Below are 17,036 nucleotides of genomic sequence, written 5' to 3' on the forward strand. Positions count from 1 at the left end.
GCATGCCGCGCGATCCCGAATCCGCCTTCGTCCCGTCGGTCTGCCCGCACGACTGCCCCAGCACCTGCGCGCTGGAGGTGGAGCGGCTGGACGCGCACACCATCGGCAAGGTCCGCGGCGCGGCGGCGAACAGCTACACCGCCGGCGTCGTCTGCGCCAAGGTGGCGCGCTATGCCGAGCGCCAGAACCATCCGGAGCGGCTGACCGAACCGCTGCTGCGCACCGGGGCCAAGGGCGAGGGCCGCGCGGGCTTCGTGCCGATCGGCTGGGACGAGGCGCTGGACCGGGTTGCCGACGCGCTGCAGCGCGCGGCCGCGGTGCATGGGCCGGAGGCGGTATGGCCGTATTTCTACGCCGGCACCATGGGGCACCTGCATCGCGACGGCATCGACCGCCTGCGCCATGTGATGGGCTATTCGCGGCAGTACAGCACGATCTGCGTGGCGTTGGCCGACGCCGGCTGGCTGGCCGGCGCCGGCATCAAGCGCGGCGTCGATTCCCGCGAGATGGCCGACAGCGACCTGATCGTGATCTGGGGCGGCAACCCGGTGGCCACCCAGGTCAACGTGATGACCCATGTCGCCCAGGCCCGGAAGAAGCGCGGCGCCAGGCTCGTGGTGGTCGATCCCTACCGAACCGGCACCGCCGAGGCGGCCGACATGCACCTGATGCTGCGGCCCGGCACCGACGCGGCGCTAGCCTGCGCCGTGATGCATGCATGTTTCCGCGACGGCCATGCCGACTGGGACTACATGCGCCGCTATACCGACGACCCCGACGCGTTGGCCGCCCACGTGCAGGCCCGCGATCCGGACTGGGCGGCGCCGATCACCGGGCTGTCGGTCGACGAGATCGAGGCCTTCGCCGCGCTCTACGGCGGCACCGAGCGCGCATTCCTGCGGCTCGGCTACGGCTTCAGCCGCGCCCGCAATGGGGCGGCCAACATGCACGCGGCGGCCTGCCTGGCGGCGGTGACCGGCAAGTGGCGCCACAAGGGCGGCGGCGCGCTGTACGCCAACGGCTATCCGCACTTCTACAAGTTCGACAAGACGCTGATCCAGGGGCTGGACCGGTTCGACCCGGCGGTGCGCGCGCTCGACCAGTCGCGGATCGGGCCGATCCTGACCGGCGACCGCCGCGACCTCGGCGACGGCCCGCCGGTCACCGCGCTGTTCATCCAGAACACCAATCCCGTCGTGGTCTGCCCGGAAAGCGCGAAGGTGCGCGAAGGCTTCCTGCGCGAGGACCTGTTCGTTTGCGTCCACGAGCAGTTCATGACCGAGACCGCCGCGATGGCCGACGTGGTGCTGCCGGCGACTACCTTCCTGGAGCACAACGACATCTACACCTCGGGCGGCCACACCCACTTGCAGTTCGCGCGCAAGGTGTTGGAGCCGCTGGGTCAGTGCCGCTCCAACCACGACGTGATCTGCGCCCTGGCCCGCCGGCTCGGCGCCGAGCATCCCGGCTTCGCGATGAGCGACTGGGAGGTGCTGGACGCCACCCTGCGCGCCAGCGGCCTGCCGGATGCGGCAGACTTCGCCGCCCGCAAGTGGATCGACATGGCGCTGCCGTTCGAGACGGCGCACTTCCTCGACGGTTTCGGCCACGCCGACGGCAGGTGGCATTTCCGCGCCGACTGGTCCGCGATGGGCGCGGAAGGCGGCCGGCCGTCGGCGCTGCCCGATCACAATACGGTCTACGACGCCGCGGGCGCAGAGCGCCCGTTCCGCATGGTCGCGGCGCCGGCCCGGCAATATCTGAACACCAGCTTCACCGAGACGCCGTCCAGCCGGAAGCGGGAAGGGCGCCCGTGCGCCCGTATCCACCCCGACGACCTGGCGGCGCTGGGCCTGGCCGACGGCGACCTGGTCAGGCTCGGCAACGACCGCGGCACCGTGGCGTTGCACGCGATGGCGTTCGACGGGCTGCAGCGCGGCGTGGTGGTGGTGGAGAGCATCTGGCCCAACGCCGCCTTTGTCGAGGGCATCGGAATCAACGCGCTGACCAGCGCGGATCCGGGCCTGCCGGGCGGCGGCGCGGTGTTCCACGACACCGCGGTCTGGATTCGCGCGGCCTGACCGCCGACAGAGGTGGTCCTGCGGGCGCGCACCTACCATCTAACAGGCATGATACGATTGCCGGGAGATGCCACGCACGGGCGGCCGATGGGAAAATCCGACAACCTGCCGACCACGACATCCAGCCATGCCGAGATCGACGCATTCCTGCGCGATATCGAACGCCTGCCGCGCGGCGCGGACGGCAGGCAGGGGCGCCTGATCTTCGGGCTCGACGCCACCGCCAGCCGCGAGCGGACCTGGGATCGCGCCTGTCAGATCCAGGCGGAGATGTTCCGCGAGACGGCGGCGCTGGGCGGCCTGGCGATGCAGTTGGCCTACTACCGCGGGTTCGGCGAACTCACGGCGACGAACTGGACGTCGGACAGCGCGGCGCTGCTGCGCGAGATGACCCGGGTCACCTGCCTGGGCGGCCGCACCCAGATCGGCCGCCTGCTGCGCCACGCCGGCCGGGAGGCCCGCAAGCGCAAGGTCGACGCGATGATCTTCGTCGGCGACTGCATCGAGGACGACGTCGACGACGTCTGCCACGTTGCCGGCAAGCTGGGGCTGGTCGGTCTGCCCGTCTTCGTGTTCCACGAGATCGGCAATGCCGCCGCGCGCCCGGCCTTTCAGCAGATCGCCAAGCTCACCGGCGGCGCCTATTGCCCGTTCGACGAATCCAGCGCCGCGCGCCTGTCGGAGCTGCTGCGCGCGGTGGCGGTCTACGCCGCCGGCGGCCGACCGGCGCTCGAGGACTACGGCCGGCGCGCGCCGGAGGCGGTGCGCCTGCTGACCAGCCAGCTCGGCGCGCGCGGCTGACGGCTGACGGCGATGCCCTATCTGATTCTCGGCGTCGGACTGGTGATCGGGCTGTTCCTGGTTGGCCGCTGGTACATGGCGGCCACCGCGGAGGAGGTCAGGAAGGCCGCCCTGTTGCCTTCGGCGGGGTGGGGCTGGTGGCGGCCGCGTTCTTCCTGTTCACCGGGCGCGCGCCGGTGGGGGCCGCGATCCTCGCCATCCTCGTGCCAGTGATCTGGCTGCTGGCGCAGGCCGCCGCGCCGGCGGAGGCGGCGCGCAGTCCGGGGGCCGTGCCCGATCGGCGTGCGGACGCGCTATCTCGACATGACGCTCGACCATGCCAGCGGCGCGCTCGACGGCACCGTGATCGCGGGCCGGTTCCAGGGCACGGCGCTGTCGGACCTGTCGCCGGCGGACCTGCGGCAGCTGCTGGACGAGGTTACCGGCGACGCCCAGTCGAAGCAGGTGCTGGAGGCCTATCTCGACCGCGTGCATGGCCCCGGATGGCGAGCGGGCGGTGCCGACGGGCGGGCCGATCGCGCCGCCAGCGGGACTGCGCGAATGACGCTGGAGGAGGCCCGCGAGGTGCTCGGCGTCGGCGCCGAGGCGAGCCGCGACGAGATCGAGGCGGCCTATCGCGCCGCCATCCGGCGCAACCACCCCGATGCCGGCGGGTCGAGCTGGCTGGCAGCCAAGATCAACGAGGCGCGCGAATTGCTGCTCGGCTGACCGGAGCCTGTCTTGCAATCGCCTGTCTAAAATGATACATTATCTATTGATCTGAACAACAGGAGGGGCCGATGCCCGCCCTTGCATCGTCCGCACTGGCCGCCGAGGCCCTGCCGGCCGGCGCGCTGCGGCAGCGCGACACCCGCGAGGCGATGACGCCGGCCGCGATCCGCCTGTTCCTGCGGCTGGCCGAGCGCTGGCGGCTCGGTGTCGCCGATCGCTGCGCGCTGCTCGGCGAACTGCCGCGGCCGACCTACTACAACTGGGTCAAGGGCCGGGCCGGGACGCTGTCGCGCGACCAGATGGAGCGGATCTCGCTGCTGCTCGGCATCCACAAGGCGCTGCGGCTGCTGTTCGCCGACGAGGCCGCCGGCGAGCGCTGGCTGCGGGCGGCCAACCGCGACCTCGAGTTCGGCGGCCGTTCGCCGCTGGAGCGCATGCTGGCCGGCGGAATCGGCGATCTCTATGCCGTGCGTCGCTATCTCGACGCCTGGCGCGGGCTGCAATGACAGACCTGCCGCGGGCGGTGGTGGCCGGGCGCAGCCACCGCCTGATCGCGAGCCGGCATCCGACCGTCGGCGTGTTCGACGACCTGACCGACGATCCGGAAGACCTGCGCGTCGCCTTCCAGCTGGAGATGGCGACCAACCCGCGGCTGGGCGAGGCGGCGGACCGGCTGGCGCTGCTCTATCCCGACGAGCTGCTGGCCGGGCCGACCGCCAGCCTGGTGATGGCCGCCTTCCTGCACACCGACGAGCGCGGCGGCCGTTTCCACGACCGCCGCCTCGGCGCTTGGTATGCGGCGCTGGAGCTGGAGACGGCGATCGCCGAGACCGTATTCCACAACGAGCGGCGGCTGCGCATGTCGGAAGCGGGCTTCCCCAATCGCGTCCAGGTGCGCGAGCTGATGGCCGACCTCGACCTCGAACTGGCCGACATCCGCGGCATGGCCGCCGAGCGGCCGGATCTTTACGATCCCGATCCCGCGCACTATCCGGTGTCGCAGGCCTTCGCCGCGGCGCTGCGCTGGCCGCAGAGCCCGGCGCCGTCGCCGCGCTGCGCCGGGCTGACCTATGACAGCGTGCGTCGCGCCCGCGGCCGGAATGTGTGCCTGTTCTGGCCGTCCGACGTGCCGAGGCCGGTGGTGCAGGGCGGCCAGTTTGACTATGCCTGGGATCGCGAGGGCCGAGTCAGCGTTACCAAGGCGACCGCCCTGTAGGCCGCGACCCCGACGGAAGGACCAGATGAGCACGCAGAACCGACCGATCACCGCCGCGATCCTTCCGGTCGCCGGCCTGGGTACGCGGGTGCTGCCGGCGACCAAGGCGATCCCGAAGGAGCTGATGCCGGTGGTCGACAAGCCGGTGCTGCAATTCGTCGTCGAGGAGGCGCTGGCGGCGGGCATCGAGCGTATCGTGCTGGTCACCGGCCGCGGCAAGAGCGCGATCGAGGACCATTTCGACCACATGTTCGAGCTGGAGACGGCGTTGCGCAGCCGCGGCAAGGATGCCGCGCTGGCCGCCGCGGCGGACTTCGTGCCGGAGCCGGGCCGCATCATCTATACCCGGCAGCAGAGCCCGCAGGGGCTGGGCCACGCGGTGTGGTGCGCGCGCCACGCGGTCGGCGACGGCGCGGTGGCGGTGCTGCTGCCCGACGTGATCATCAAGGCGCAGCCCGGCTGCCTCGCCCAGATGATCGCGGTCTACGACCGGCTGGGCGGCAACGTGGTGGCGCTGGAGGAGGTGCCCTGGGAGGTCACCCACCGCTACGGCCTGGTCGCGACCGGTGCCGTCGACGGCCGCACGGTCGAGGTGACGGGCATGGTCGAGAAACCGAAGCCGGGCGAGGCGCCCTCCAATCTGTCACTGGTCGGCCGCTATATCCTGCAGCCCGAGGTGTTCGCCATGCTGGCGGAGCAGGGCCCCGGCGCCGGCGGCGAGATCCAGCTGACCGATGCCATGGCGCACCTGATCGGCCGGCAGCCTTTCCATGGCCTGATCTATGCAGGCCGACAGTTCGATTGTGGGGACAAGACGGGCTATGTGGAGGCGAACGCCGCCTATGGCCTCAACCATCCGGAGATCGGGGCCGACGTGCGCGCACGTCTGCTGGCCCTGCTCGACGGCAACGACAAGGACTGACGCAGCATGCCCCCCCAGAGCCACCGATTCGATCCCACCGTCCTGCGCGAATACGACATCCGCGGCACCGTCGGCCGCGACCTGGCCGAGGCCGACGCCTATGCGATCGGCCGCGGCTTCGCCACCATCGTGGCCCGGCGCGGCGGCAACGCATCGCCCGCCATCGCTGTCGGCTACGACGGCCGCCAGAGTTCGCCCGGATTCGAGGCCGCGGTGGTCCGCGGCATCGCCGACGCCGGCGGACGGGCGGTCCGGGTCGGGCTCGGCCCGACGCCGATGCTGTATTTCGCGGTCCGATCGCTGGACCTGGCGGGCGGCATCATGGTTACCGGGTCGCACAACCCGCCGGACATGAACGGCTTCAAGATGATGATCGGCAAGGCCTCGTTCTTCGGCGCCGACATCCAGGAGCTGGGCCGCATCGCCGGCGATGGCGACTGGACGGCGGGCGCCGGGTCGGACGAACGGCGCGACGTCAGCGACGCCTATGTCGACGCGCTGGTCGCCGGCTACGGCGACGGCCGCGGCCTGACCGTGGCCTGGGATGCCGGCAACGGCTCGGCCGGCGCGATCATGCAGCGGCTGGCGGCGCGGCTGCCCGGCACCCACATCCTGCTGAACGAGGCGATCGACGGCACCTTCCCCAATCACCATCCGGACCCGACCGTGGCCGAGAACCTGGTCCAGCTGCAGGCCGCGGTGCGCGACAACGGCTGCGACCTCGGCGTCGCCTTCGACGGCGACGGCGACCGGCTCGGCGCGGTCGACGGCCGCGGCCGGATCATCTGGGGCGACCAGCTGCTGTCGATCTATGCCGAGGAGGTGCTGGCGACCCGGCCGGGCGCGACCGTGATCGCCGACGTCAAGGCCAGCCAGATGCTGTTCGACCGCATCGCCGAACTGGGCGGCAAGCCGCTGATGTGGATGACCGGCCATTCCCTGCTGAAGGCCAAGATGGCGGAGACGCAGGCGCCGCTGGCCGGCGAGATGAGCGGCCATCTGTTCTTCGCCGACCGCTACTACGGGTTCGACGACGGGCTCTATGCCGCGGTCCGGCTGATCGGGCTGGTGGCGGCGCGCGACGAGAGTCTGGCCGACATCCGCGACCGCATGCCGGAACTGGTCAACACCCCGGAGGTGCGGATCGACTGCCCGGAACAGCGCAAGTTCGCGGTGATCGACGAGGTCAAGCAGCGCCTGCTGGCAGCCCCGGACGCCGGCGAGGTCGACACCATCGACGGCGTGCGCGTGAACACAGCCGACGGCTGGTGGCTGCTGCGCGCGTCGAACACCCAGCCGGTGCTGGTGGCGCGGGCTGAATCCGGCAGCGAGGCGGGGCTTTCGCGGCTGAAGGCGGCGATCAGCCGGCAGCTGGGCAGCAGCGGGATCGCGTCGCCCTTCGCCTGAGCGCGGGCGCGGTCAGGAGCAGGTGGCCGGCGGGCGGTCCGGGTTGGGCGCCAGCGCCAGGCAGTCGATGCCCTGCACCGCGAGCGCGATGCAGGCATCCTCCGCCGCGGTGCCGTCGTTGAGGCCGACCAGCAGGGCGCGGAACAGCACGCCGTTGCCGGAGGGCGAATCGATCACCGCAACCGTGGTTCCGCGCAGCGCCTGCGGTCCGCGCTGGCGTGCGCTGTCGGCCGCGCTGCGCGCCATGTCGGCAACCGCATAGGCCCCGACCTGGATCGCCCAGCCGGCGCCGCAGCTCGAGCCGGCGCTGTCCGTGTCGGTCTTCGCCGGATCCAGAGCGGCCAGGATGATCGGCAGCGGCACGCTGGTGGCCGGCACGTCGGCGCGCGATTGCGCCCCGTCGCCGCGGCGCGGATTGGGCTGCGGCGTGTCGAGGCCGGCATAGGTCAGCAACTGGGCGTAGCGCACGATCGGCTCGCCCTCGGGCGACGGGACGACCGGGATCAGGGCGTCGTCCGCCGGGCCGGCGGCGGGTTCGGGAAAGGCCGTGTCGATCTGGGCGATCAGGCCGCCGATGTCGCCTGCGCCGGAGCGGGCCGAGGGCGGGAAGGGCGGCCGGGCCGGCTCCGGCTGCAGGTGGGCGAATCCGAAGTCCAGCAGTTCGACCATGCGGGCGTTGCGCGCGTCGCCGCTGGTGCCGCCGAAGATGACGCCGTAGACGCGGTTGCCGTTGCGCTCCGCGCTCGCCACCAGATTGAAGCCGGAGGCGTTGATGTAGCCGGTCTTCAGTCCGTCGAGTCCGGGATAGTCGTTCAGCAGCTTGTTGTGGTTCTGGTGGGTGACGCCCTGGTAGGTGAACGACCGGGTTGCGAACAGGCCATAATACTGCGGAAAATGTGCGCGGATGCGGATCGCCAGGTTGACCATGTCGCGCGCCGTGGTGACCTGGCGCGAATCCGGCAGGCCGGACGCGTTGACGAACACCGAGCTCGGCATGTCGAGCGACTGCTGGGCCAGCGCGGTGGCACGGCGGCCGAATTCCGATTCGCTGCCGGCGACGGCTTCCGCCAGCGCGACCGCGATATCGTTCGCCGACTTGGTGATCAGGGCCAGCACGGCGTCGCGCACCTGGATCGTCGAGCCGGCGGCCAGCCCGAGCTTCGACGGCGGCATCGAGGCGGCATGCGCCGACACCGGGATGCTCTGGTCCATCGACAGCCGACCCGACTCGATGGCGTCGAACACCATGTACAGCGTCATGATCTTGGTCAGCGAGGCCGGGTGCACGATCGAATCGCTGTTGGTCGCGTGCAGGATGTTGCCGGTCTGCGCGTCCAGAACCAGGTCGGCATAGCGCGGTGCGGCGGCGGCCGGCAGGGTCAATGCGAGCGGCAGCAGCAGTGCCGCCAGCGCGGCGATTGGCCGCCCCGGGCGCATCGTGCGCCGGTGCCGGGCCGAACCGGCGGATTGCCGCGGCCGAACCGGCGTCGATCCTGCGCCGACCCTGATCGGATGTGCCTCAGACATGACTCCGAGTTAGCACCGCAATTGATTAAGATTCAATAATTTTTCGCGCGCCGGAGCAGTCGCGAATCGCATCGGGGTGCCGCCACAATCGCGCCACAATGATGTAATGTCGATGCGGATTGCATGGTGGACCCGGTTGGGTATATTGCGGACCATGGTGAAAAAATCACTGCCGCTTATTGCGGCCATCGCGCTGTCTGCTTGCGTGGGCGGGGGCAGCCGAACGGAGTCCGAGGCGCCGGCGCCGGTTATCGAAGCGCCTGCGCCGGAGCGCTACACCCTGATCGGCGGACCGGTCGGCGATGCGCTCGTGGAGGGCCGCGAGCCCCTGCGCGAGGCCCAGTCGATGCTGGCCACGCTCGGCTTCGATCCGGGCCCGGCCGACGGCCTGATGGGGCCGCGCACGCGTTCCGCGCTGGAGCAGTTCCAGACTCAGCAGGGCGTCCCGGTCAGCGGCACGCTGACGGTGGACACCCAGGGCGCGCTTCAGTTCGAGAAGTCGGCGCGCGACGATGCGGCGCAGGCAGCCAACAGCACGACCGCGGCGGCGCCCGCGCCGGCCGCTTCGGTTCGCCCGGCGTCGGCCGGCGCGCCGTCCAGCGTCGCGGCGTCGACCACCGGCTCCGGCACGTGGACGGCCTTCCTGTCCGGTGAAGACATCCGGGCCCACTGCACGGCTTCGTCGCCGGACGAATACCGCTTCGTCTACAACGCCGAGTACACCGAGCACGTGCGCCTCTACGAGTTGACCGACACAAGCGACGGCTCGGCGGTGCTCAACATCATCGTGCGCGGCCCGACCCGGATCGCCGGCGATCCGGCACGGCTGATGGGCCGCATCAGCGGCAAGCGGTCGATCAACGGGCTGGCGCCGTTCGAGCGCAACTCGCTGATCGAGACGCTGATGTCCAGCGGCTTCACCTCGTCGCCGCTGCCGTCCGGCACCGTGTTGCCGTCGGACGGCCATTTCTGGGTGGTCAGCGCCTGCCGCCGCGGCACGTTCACGGTCAACGCCTGGACCTATCCGTCGGACCGGTGGGACCGCATCACATTCCCAGGCATGCTGGGCCAGCTCGATTTCACCAACGTGATGTTCAATCCGCTGTCGCAGTTGACCGAGGCCCAGCGCGCGGCTGCGCGCAGCGGCGACGGCCCGCTGCAGGCCTTCGACATCCGCGTCGGTGCCGACGGCAAGTTCCAGATCAACTGAGCCGCGCGCCGCTCGGGCGGATCGGCACGGTCAGGCGCGCCTTCGGGCGCGCCTTTCGTTTGTGGCGTTGGCGGAACTGCAGACGGCGGGGCAGGGCGCCGATGCGCCGCCGCGGGCGGACGCTATTTGTTGAAGCGGCCGAGGTTGCCGAGGAACTGCTGGATGAAGGTCACGCGGTTGCCGCGGGTCGGCGTTTCCCGGTCGACCGGATCGATGTCCTGTGCGATTTCCGCGCCGTAAGTCTCGATCGCCGCGACATAGCCGGCCGGGTCGAACTGGACCTCGATGATGTTGCGGTCGACCAGTTCGGGCCGCATGAAGGCCCAGGTCTCGGTCTCGGACCCGATATAGTACCAGGTGTTCTCGTCGAACGTGCTGCGCACCGTCGGCGTGCCCATGATGGTCAGCACGTCCTGCTCGGTGCTGGTGCCGATCTGGATCTGCTGCACGTCGCGCTGCTCGGCCCGATAGCCGCGCCGGTCGACGACCCCTTCGCATGCCGAAGCGAGCGCGCACGCGCCCAGCGCGGTCAAGACCATCGCCGTTTTGCCGAACTGCATGGTGCCCCCTGTCGCTTGCCGGCCCGTCGGCGTCGCGGCCCATCCGACCGCACAGCCGACCACCCGGGCCGCGGCGCGCCAGAATGTCGGTTGCGCGCCCCGGGATGTCAACCTATGTAGCGCTGGCCGCGCCGCGCCGCATGGTGCCGCGCGGACCGAGCGTCGACCGGCCAGAACGTCGTGTCCGCTCGGCGGGACTCGGCAGCTTCGCGTGGCAGAGATGGCCATTGTTCGCAACATACTGGCCCTTTGGTCAAGGCAGGACCGGCGCGCCAAGCGGGCCTACGATCATTGCGTGGCGGTCGCGCGCGCGCCGGCGCACTACGGGCCGGACCGGGTTGCCGACGATGTCGACGGGCGCTTCGACATGCTGGTGCTGCACCTGTTCTTCATGATCCGACGGGCGCGCGTCGCCGGCGCCGCCGGCGCCGGGCTGGTGCAGGCTCTGCTGGACTGCTTCGTGCGCGACATGGACAACAACCTGCGCGAGATGGGGGCCGGCGACATCGGCGTCGCCAAACGGGTGAAGTACATGGTCCATGCGCTGAACGGCCAGCTGCACAGCTACCTGACCGCGGCGGACGAGGGGCCCGCAGCGCTGCGCGCGGTGCTGGCCCGCACGATGTTCGCGGACCAGCCGGCGGCCGACGCCGCGGCCGGGCGCCTGGCCGCCTATGCCGGCCGGCAGATGGATGCGCTCGGTGCCGCCACCGACGTCGATCTCGCGGCAGGCAGGGCCCGCATGCACGAGGCCGACGACGCCTATCGCGCCGCCGCCGGGGAGCGGCCGGCGTGACCGCGCCGTCGCCGCAGAGCGAATGGCCGCTGCGGATCGCCGCCGACCGTGTCGCCGAACGACCGCTCGAGCTGGAGGTCGAGGCCGAGCCCGCCGTGCGCGCCGCGCTGGCCACACGGTTCGACATTCCGTCGGTCGACGCACTGCACGCCCATGTGCGGCTGAGCCGGCGGCGGGACGGCGACATCGAGGTCTTCGCCACGCTGGCCGCCCGCGTGGTGCAGCTGTGCGTCGTCACGCTGGAACCGGTCGCGGAGACGGTGGATTGCGCCGTCGAGGGCCGCTTCACCGGCCAGCCGCTCGAGCCGGCGGAGTCCGAGGTGCTGGTCGATCCCGACGACGACAGCGACACGCCCGAGCCGATCGTCGATGGCCAGATCGAGCTGGGCGAATGGCTGGCCCAGCAGCTGTCGCTTGCGATGAACCCCTATCCGCGCGCGCCGGGGGCGGCGCTCGACGCGGAGGCGGCCGGCGAGGGGGGGGCGGCGGCAGACGGTCCGTTCGCCAAGCTGGCGCAACTGCGCCGCCGCGAACCGGACTGACGCCCGCACCGCCGCTTGCCTTGTCGCGGCCGCCGGACTTGAGACAGCCTGCGTTTTCGTCTAAACCGCTGCGGTTCTCGTTGGCGAGGCCGCCCTGGTGTCGCGGCGTGGTCGCGGATGCACCGCGGCGGTCGCGCTTTCGTCGCGATTGCTCGCCTAACCTCGGTCTCTTAGACTATTCCAGGTAGACGCGGCGCGGCATTTCGGCTGGCCCAAGTCGAGCCGACGGACAGGATTTGGCGGACGGAGCCCCGGTTGAGCAAGCAGATCACCATTGCCGTCGATGCGATGGGCGGCGATCGGGGCGCACGGATGGTCATTCGCGGCTGCAGCATCGCCCGCAAGCGCTATCCCGACGTCAATTTCATCCTGTTCGGCGACAAGGAACAGATCGCGCCACTGCTGGAGCGCGCCAAGATCCTCGACAAGTGCGCCACCGTGCGCCACGCGCTCGGCACGGTCGGCAACGACACCAAGCCGTCGACCGCGCTGCGCAGCGGCCGCGATTCGAGCATGTGGCAGGCGATCGCGTCGGTGCGTGCGGGCGAGGCGGATGCTGCGGTCTCGGCCGGCAATACCGGCGCGCTGATGGCGCTGGCGAAGTTCATCCTGCGCACCATGCCGCAGATCAACCGTCCGGCGATGGCCTCGTTCTTTCCGACCCTGCGCGGCGAGAGCGTGATGCTGGATCTCGGCGCCAACGTGGAGTGCGACGCCGACAACCTGGTCCAGTTCGCCGTGATGGGCGAGCTGTTCGCCCGCACGGTGCTCGGCCGGGTCGATCCGACCGTCGGTCTGCTCAATATCGGCGCGGAGGAACTGAAGGGGCACGAATCCCTGCGCCAGGCCGCCCAGTTCCTGCGCGAGACCAAGCTGCCCATCGCGTTCCACGGCTTCATCGAGGGCAACGACATCGCCGAGGGCACCGTCGACGTGATTGTCACCGACGGCTTCACCGGCAATATCGCGCTGAAGACGGCCGAGGGAACGGCGCGGCTGGTCAGCGCCTTCATCCGCGAGGCGTTCAAGAGCTCGTTCTTCGCGGCCATCGGCTATCTGTTCGCGCGCCATGCGCTGAAGAAGATGCGTCGCCGGGTCGATCCGCGCAGCTACAACGGCGCGGTGCTGCTGGGCCTGAACGGCATCGTGGTGAAGAGCCATGGCGGCTCCGACCCGCTCGGTTTCGCCACGGCAATGGGGGTCGGCATCGAGATGGCAACGCACGGGTTCATCGACAAGATCCGCGCGGAGTTCGCACAGCTCTATGCCGACGGCGAAGGCGGTCACCTGCTGGCGGCGGTGTCGTGAGCGAAGCCGTGCCGATGACGGCGGTGGTGGCCGGCTGCGGCAGCGCCCTGCCTGCGCGCTGCGTCACCAACGCCGACCTGGCCGGGACGCTGGAGACCAGCGACGAATGGATCCGTGAGCGCACCGGCATCCGCCAGCGCTATATCGCCGCCGACGACGAATGCACCTCCGACCTGGCCATCGCCGCCAGCCGGCGGGCGCTCGCCCATGCCGGCATGGAGGCGCGCGAGATCGACCTGATCATCGTCGCCACTACCACGCCCGACGACACCTTTCCGTCGACCGCGACCAAGGTGCAGGCCGCTCTCGGCATCGACCACGGCGCCGCCTTCGACGTGCAGGCGGTGTGCTCCGGCTTCATCTACGCGTTGTCGGTGGCCAATGCCTTCATCCGCAGCGGGCAGGCTCGAAACGTTTTGGTGATCGGGTCGGAAACCTTCTCGAGGCTGCTCGATTGGAACGACAGGGCCACCGCGGTGCTGTTCGGCGACGGTGCCGGGGCGCTGGTGCTGAAGGCGGTGCCGGCCAATGGTGCGGCGCGACCGCGCGGCGTGCTGTCTACTCACCTGCACTCGGACGGTCGCCATCGCGACCTTTTGTACGTGGACGGCGGCCCTTCGCGTACACGCTCGGTCGGCCACGTACGGATGGTCGGCAAGGAGGTGTTCAAGCATGCGGTCAACCGCCTGTCGGAAGCGGTCGACGAAGCGCTGACCGCCAACGGGATGGTGCCTTCCGACGTCGACTGGCTGGTCCCGCATCAGGCCAACCAGCGAATCATCGACGCCGTACGCAGGAAGCTCGATCTTGCGGCCGACCAGGTGATCGTGACGATCGACCAGCACGCGAACACGTCGGCCGCTTCGATTCCGCTGGCGCTCGACGTGGCGGTGCGCGACGGCCGGATCAAGCCCGGCGACGTCGTCATGCTCGAGGCCATGGGCGGCGGCTTTACGTGGGGAGCGGCGCTGCTGCGCTGGTGATCCGGCATCCGGATCAGAAAAATCTAACGAATTGACGGCCTTATCCTCTCCCGCTAACAATTTGCTTTGCAGGAGGGATGGGCATGGCTGGGCGAACGATTACCCGGGCGGACTTGTGCGAGTCGATCTATCGCGAGGTCGGGCTCTCGCGCAACGAGTCCGCCGATCTGGTCGAGGCGGTCCTCAACGAAATCACGGAAGCGCTTGCAAGAGAAGAGGTTGTCAAGATTTCCTCATTCGGCAGCTTCCTGGTTCGGCACAAGGGACAGCGCATCGGGCGGAACCCGAAGACCGGAGAAGAAGTGCCAATATTGCCTCGTAAGGTATTGGTTTTCCGAGCTTCCCACGTCTTGAAGGATCGGGTGAACGCCGGTCCGGCCGTCGCGGACGGCGGACGCTAGGCCGGTTCGATGGCACGCGAGGACAGCTACGCCGGCGCCGAGCGCAGCGGACGGACCATCAAGTCGCCCAGCGCGTTCCGCACCATTTCCGAGGTCGCCGGCGAGATCGACGTGCCGCAGCACGTCCTGCGCTTCTGGGAGACCAAGTTCAACCAGGTCAAGCCGCTGAAGCGGGCGGGCGGGCGCCGTTACTACCGCCCCGAGGACGTGGCCCTGCTCGGCCGGATCCGCAGCCTGCTCTACGAGGAAGGCTACACCATCAAGGGCGTGCAGAAGCTGCTGCGCAGCGGCGGTGTGCGCGCGCTTGAGGGCGGCGGGGCCGCTGGCGACCAGGCGGAGCTGGCGGAGGACGAGGCCGACAGCGGGGCGGCGGCGGGTCCGGAAGGTCGCGCCAGCGCACCGGCGGCGGACGAAGCGATGCCGGCCGCGGCCGCGCCTGCGGCGCGCGCGGCCGCCGCGTTGCCCGACGACGTCGAGGCCGAATTGCGCAGCCTGCGGAGAGAACTCGGCATGTTGCGTGATCAGCTGCGCGGCAAGCGCTCGGGCTGAGCAACCGGCCGGCGACCGTTTCCGCCGTCCTGGGAGCGCAGACCCGCCGCGCCGGGGCCGTCCGGATACGGACCCGCCGGCCGACCCGCACAGATTTCGGGTGACAGTCATTTAATCTGCGGCAGAATCGCCGCCGCCTATGCTTTCGGGACTCGGGCTTATTTACAAGTGAAGGCTGGGCAATACACCAAGGCCGGAGCAACGGAGGGGAAGATGCTGAAGGAATTCAAAGAATTTGCCATGCGTGGCAATGTCATCGACATGGCGGTCGGCATCATCATCGGTGCCGCATTTGGTGCGATCGTCACGTCGCTGGTGAACGACATCATCATGCCGCCCATCGGCGTGCTGCTCGGCGGCGTCGACTTCAGCAACATCTTCATCCAGCTCGGCGGCGAGGAGCACATGCCGTCGGTCGAGGCTGCCGCCGCTGCCGGCATCCCGACGCTGAACATCGGCATCTTCATCAACACGGTGATCAACTTCCTGATCATCGCCTTTTCGATCTTCATCGTGATCAAGCAGATGAATCGCTTCATGAAGAAGAAGGAAGAAGAGAAGCCTGCCGAGCCGGCAAAGCCCGCGGAAGACATCGTGCTGCTGACGGAAATCCGCGACCTGCTGAAGACGAAGTAGCGCCGACCGCCCACTGCAATCCCCCGGGGCGGCGCCGCGCTCCGGGGGCACTATCTGCGGTCTGGCAGTCTGTGCGGCGGCTCCGCGGCGGGGCCGCGCCGCGTTCATGCCGCGAAGGCGGCCACGTCGTCGACCACCGGCCACGGCTCGGCCAGCAGGTCCGTCGGCATCGGTGGGCTCTGCGCCGGCTCGAACGCCGGGGTGCCGGCACCGGTGTCGGCCAGCAGGTCGATCTCCGCTCCGCCGCCGCTCGCATCGAGAATGTCCGCGCTCTCCGTTCCGGCGCCGCTGCTGCCGGCGCCGTCGTCGTCCTCGATCGTACCGACCGCCCGCGCGGCGGTGATGGAGCCGCCGCCGGACGGGTTCGACAGGGTGACCGTGAAACCCTCGTCGTTCTCGGTCGCGGCGTCGCCGGCGACTTGCACGGTGATGGTCTTGCTGCTTTCGCCGGCGGCGAAGCTGACGGTGCCGGACGGCAGCACGCCGCCGACGAAATCGGCCGCGTCGGCCGCATCGCCGGCCTGCCAGTTCCAGCTGTCGTTCGCCGTCTTCTGGATCGCGCCGGCGGGCACGGCGTCGTCGAACCACACCTGGTCGCTGCCGTTGTGCGCGACGCCGGCCTTGTCCCAGGTGGCGCTGCCGTTGTTGAGGATGAAGCCCATGCCGTTGACGGTGCGGCCTTCCAGCCCGATCGCGCCGGCCGGTACTTCCAGCCGTGCCCATTCGCCCGCCGTCGGCAGCGGCCCCATGTATCTGCGCGCTTCGGTGCCGTCGACGCCGATGGCGAGTTCGTTCGCGCCCCAATAGACGCGGTGCCCCCAGCTGCCGTCGTTCCAGTGCAGCATGATCTCGGTCGGCGGGTTGTCCGGATCGAGGCGGACGTAGACGAACAGCGTGTCGCCCTTGGCGACGCTCATCGTGTCGCTTGCCGCATAGAAATAATGCTGGTGATAGCCGGACACGTTGGCCGACTGGTGCGCCACCGTGCCGGAGAACACATTGGCCTGGCTCCCGCCGACGGCATAGTCGACCGTCGCCGCGCTCGCGATGCCGGTGCTGCGGGTGACGGTGAAGGTGTAGGCGCTGCTGCCGGAATCGCCCTCGGCATGGCCGCCGTCGGCGGCCGCGATGGCGAAAGTCGAGGGCGTGGCGGCGACGTCGTCGTTGCGGATGATGCCGGCGGCGCTTGCGGTAGCGATGGTGGCGCCGCCGGAGGCGTTGGACAGCGTGACGGCGAAGGTCTCGTCGCTCTCCACCGTGGTGTCGCCGGCGACCTGCACGGTGACCGTCTTCGACGTCTCGCCGGCGGCGAAGCTGACGGTGCCCGACGGCAGGTGCCGCCGGCGAAGTCGGCCGCGCCTGCCGCGCTGCTGCCGAGCCGGCAAC

Annotated in this window: 18 protein-coding genes; 15 read left to right on the forward strand and 3 right to left on the reverse strand. The window is 70.0% G+C overall.

What is annotated here, in order from left to right:
- Window positions 1-2: 2 nt before the first annotated feature.
- From R3F55_07430 to R3F55_07460, 7 genes are all read left to right on the forward strand, one after another.
- Window positions 3-2,081 carry a molybdopterin oxidoreductase family protein gene (locus tag R3F55_07430; GenBank protein ID MEZ5667251.1) on the forward strand — a complete coding sequence of 693 codons (2,079 nt, stop codon included), beginning with the start codon at window positions 3-5 and terminating at the stop codon, window positions 2,079-2,081.
- Between the two features lie 87 nt (window positions 2,082-2,168).
- Complete coding sequence (locus tag R3F55_07435; GenBank protein MEZ5667252.1) at window positions 2,169-2,882, forward strand: VWA domain-containing protein; 714 nt, start codon at window positions 2,169-2,171, stop codon at window positions 2,880-2,882.
- A 282-nt stretch (window positions 2,883-3,164) separates the two neighbouring features.
- Window positions 3,165-3,590 (forward strand): hypothetical protein, encoded by a 426-nt coding sequence (locus R3F55_07440; protein MEZ5667253.1) that lies wholly within the window; start codon window positions 3,165-3,167, stop codon window positions 3,588-3,590.
- 71 nt (window positions 3,591-3,661) lie between these two features.
- Window positions 3,662-4,099, forward strand: a complete 438-nt coding sequence (locus tag R3F55_07445; GenBank protein MEZ5667254.1) for an MbcA/ParS/Xre antitoxin family protein — start codon at window positions 3,662-3,664, stop codon at window positions 4,097-4,099.
- Window positions 4,096-4,809, forward strand: coding sequence for an RES family NAD+ phosphorylase (locus R3F55_07450; protein MEZ5667255.1), 714 nt, complete (start codon window positions 4,096-4,098; stop codon window positions 4,807-4,809). The genes R3F55_07445 and R3F55_07450 overlap by 4 nt, the downstream gene beginning before the upstream one ends.
- Before the next feature lie 25 nt (window positions 4,810-4,834).
- On the forward strand, window positions 4,835-5,731 hold the full coding sequence (gene galU, locus R3F55_07455) for a UTP--glucose-1-phosphate uridylyltransferase GalU (protein MEZ5667256.1): 897 nt from the start codon (window positions 4,835-4,837) through the stop codon (window positions 5,729-5,731).
- A 6-nt stretch (window positions 5,732-5,737) separates the two neighbouring features.
- Window positions 5,738-7,138 carry a phosphomannomutase/phosphoglucomutase gene (locus R3F55_07460; protein ID MEZ5667257.1) on the forward strand — a complete coding sequence of 467 codons (1,401 nt, stop codon included), beginning with the start codon at window positions 5,738-5,740 and terminating at the stop codon, window positions 7,136-7,138.
- Window positions 7,139-7,150: 12 nt separating this feature from the next.
- Here the strand turns inward: R3F55_07460 and R3F55_07465 are convergent, their stop codons facing one another.
- Window positions 7,151-8,575 carry a D-alanyl-D-alanine carboxypeptidase gene (locus R3F55_07465; GenBank protein MEZ5667258.1) on the reverse strand — a complete coding sequence of 475 codons (1,425 nt, stop codon included), beginning with the start codon at window positions 8,573-8,575 and terminating at the stop codon, window positions 7,151-7,153.
- 295 nt (window positions 8,576-8,870) lie between these two features.
- Here R3F55_07465 and R3F55_07470 point away from each other — a divergent pair, with 295 nt between their 5' ends.
- Window positions 8,871-9,875, forward strand: coding sequence for a peptidoglycan-binding domain-containing protein (locus R3F55_07470; GenBank protein ID MEZ5667259.1), 1,005 nt, complete (start codon window positions 8,871-8,873; stop codon window positions 9,873-9,875).
- Between the two features lie 122 nt (window positions 9,876-9,997).
- On the opposite strand, the gene bamE is transcribed toward R3F55_07470, so the two are convergent.
- A complete protein-coding gene (bamE, locus tag R3F55_07475) occupies window positions 9,998-10,435 on the reverse strand; it encodes an outer membrane protein assembly factor BamE (GenBank protein MEZ5667260.1) in 438 nt (145 codons plus the stop codon).
- A gap of 295 nt (window positions 10,436-10,730) precedes the next feature.
- Between bamE and R3F55_07480 the strand changes: the two genes are divergently transcribed.
- The 7 genes from R3F55_07480 (at window position 10,731) to mscL (ending at window position 15,650) form a co-directional block, all read left to right on the forward strand.
- The gene (locus R3F55_07480; protein ID MEZ5667261.1) at window positions 10,731-11,231 is read left to right on the forward strand and encodes a ubiquinol-cytochrome C chaperone family protein; all 501 of its coding nucleotides are present in this window, start codon (window positions 10,731-10,733) and stop codon (window positions 11,229-11,231) included.
- Complete coding sequence (locus R3F55_07485; GenBank protein ID MEZ5667262.1) at window positions 11,228-11,773, forward strand: DUF177 domain-containing protein; 546 nt, start codon at window positions 11,228-11,230, stop codon at window positions 11,771-11,773. The genes R3F55_07480 and R3F55_07485 overlap by 4 nt, the downstream gene beginning before the upstream one ends.
- Before the next feature lie 255 nt (window positions 11,774-12,028).
- Window positions 12,029-13,081 carry a phosphate acyltransferase PlsX gene (gene plsX / locus R3F55_07490; GenBank protein ID MEZ5667263.1) on the forward strand — a complete coding sequence of 351 codons (1,053 nt, stop codon included), beginning with the start codon at window positions 12,029-12,031 and terminating at the stop codon, window positions 13,079-13,081.
- 14 nt (window positions 13,082-13,095) lie between these two features.
- Window positions 13,096-14,064: a beta-ketoacyl-ACP synthase III gene (locus tag R3F55_07495; protein MEZ5667264.1), complete on the forward strand. Its 969-nt coding sequence runs from the start codon at window positions 13,096-13,098 to the stop codon at window positions 14,062-14,064.
- Window positions 14,065-14,147: 83 nt separating this feature from the next.
- A complete protein-coding gene (locus R3F55_07500; GenBank protein MEZ5667265.1) occupies window positions 14,148-14,465 on the forward strand; it encodes an integration host factor subunit alpha in 318 nt (105 codons plus the stop codon).
- A 9-nt stretch (window positions 14,466-14,474) separates the two neighbouring features.
- Entirely contained in the window at window positions 14,475-15,014 is a 540-nt protein-coding gene (locus R3F55_07505; protein ID MEZ5667266.1) for a MerR family transcriptional regulator, read from the forward strand.
- Window positions 15,015-15,227: 213 nt separating this feature from the next.
- The gene (mscL, locus tag R3F55_07510) at window positions 15,228-15,650 is read left to right on the forward strand and encodes a large conductance mechanosensitive channel protein MscL (protein ID MEZ5667267.1); all 423 of its coding nucleotides are present in this window, start codon (window positions 15,228-15,230) and stop codon (window positions 15,648-15,650) included.
- A gap of 104 nt (window positions 15,651-15,754) precedes the next feature.
- On the opposite strand, the gene R3F55_07515 is transcribed toward mscL, so the two are convergent.
- Window positions 15,755-17,035, reverse strand: coding sequence for a Calx-beta domain-containing protein (locus tag R3F55_07515; GenBank protein MEZ5667268.1), 1,281 nt, complete (start codon window positions 17,033-17,035; stop codon window positions 15,755-15,757).
- Between the last annotated feature and the right edge of the window lies 1 nt (window position 17,036).

The sequence above is a fragment of the Alphaproteobacteria bacterium genome, from assembly GCA_041396705.1.
Classification (GTDB): Bacteria; Pseudomonadota; Alphaproteobacteria; order CALKHQ01; family CALKHQ01; genus CALKHQ01.

Coding starts and splice junctions, on each gene's coding strand:
- mscL (MEZ5667267.1), top strand. CDS start 15,228: ATGCTGAAGGAATTCAAAGAATTTGCCATGCGTGGCAATGTCATCGAC.
- R3F55_07460 (MEZ5667257.1), top strand. CDS start 5,738: ATGCCCCCCCAGAGCCACCGATTCGATCCCACCGTCCTGCGCGAATAC.
- R3F55_07500 (MEZ5667265.1), top strand. CDS start 14,148: ATGGCTGGGCGAACGATTACCCGGGCGGACTTGTGCGAGTCGATCTAT.
- R3F55_07450 (MEZ5667255.1), top strand. CDS start 4,096: ATGACAGACCTGCCGCGGGCGGTGGTGGCCGGGCGCAGCCACCGCCTG.
- galU (MEZ5667256.1), top strand. CDS start 4,835: ATGAGCACGCAGAACCGACCGATCACCGCCGCGATCCTTCCGGTCGCC.
- R3F55_07465 (MEZ5667258.1), bottom strand. CDS start 8,575: ATGCGCCCGGGGCGGCCAATCGCCGCGCTGGCGGCACTGCTGCTGCCG.
- R3F55_07505 (MEZ5667266.1), top strand. CDS start 14,475: ATGGCACGCGAGGACAGCTACGCCGGCGCCGAGCGCAGCGGACGGACC.
- R3F55_07495 (MEZ5667264.1), top strand. CDS start 13,096: ATGACGGCGGTGGTGGCCGGCTGCGGCAGCGCCCTGCCTGCGCGCTGC.
- R3F55_07435 (MEZ5667252.1), top strand. CDS start 2,169: ATGGGAAAATCCGACAACCTGCCGACCACGACATCCAGCCATGCCGAG.
- bamE (MEZ5667260.1), bottom strand. CDS start 10,435: ATGCAGTTCGGCAAAACGGCGATGGTCTTGACCGCGCTGGGCGCGTGC.
- R3F55_07430 (MEZ5667251.1), top strand. CDS start 3: ATGCCGCGCGATCCCGAATCCGCCTTCGTCCCGTCGGTCTGCCCGCAC.
- R3F55_07445 (MEZ5667254.1), top strand. CDS start 3,662: ATGCCCGCCCTTGCATCGTCCGCACTGGCCGCCGAGGCCCTGCCGGCC.